Source organism: Neisseria sp. P0021.S007 (assembly GCF_051956855.1).
In genome coordinates, this window is sequence record NZ_JBQCXA010000843.1 from 1 (window position 1) to 583 (window position 583).

1 pseudogene is annotated in these 583 nt (G+C 57.5%); it reads right to left on the bottom strand.

From position 1 onward, the window contains the following. Positions 1-583: pseudogene (locus ACTHUR_RS16265) on the bottom strand (SLBB domain-containing protein); the annotation flags it as partial.

Below are 583 nucleotides of genomic sequence, written 5' to 3' on the forward strand. Positions count from 1 at the left end.
GCCTTTGCACGGCGGGCATTGTCCGCATGAGTTGGACGCAAAGAATTCCACATACTCAGCCACTTTGCGCACGACGCTGGTGCCTTCGGAAATCACAATCATCGCGCCCGTGCCGAGGCTGGATTTGCGTTCGCGCACGGACATGAAGTCCAAAGGCACGTCCAAATCTTTTACGGTCAGGAGCGTGTTTGACGGACCGCCGGTGAAGACGGCTTTAAACGTGCGCCCTTCGAGCATACCGCCGCCGTGGTCGAAAATCAGCGATTGCAGGGTCGTACCCATCGGCAGTTCGTACAGACCCGGATTCAATACGTCGCCGGAGAGCGAGTAGAGTTTCGTGCCTGCAGCATCGCCCAGACCCAGCGATTTGTACCATTCCGCGCCTTTGGCAAGGATTTGCGGGATGTTGGCGAAGGTTTCGGTGTTGTTGATTAAGGTCGGCTCGCCTGCTACGCCGCTTTCGGCAGGGAAAGGCGGCTTGCGGCGTGGGAACGGGAAACCGCCTTCCAACCATGAAATCACGGCGGTTTCTTCGCCGCCGATGTAGCGGCATGAGAGTTTCGACCAATTTCAGGTCTAAAGG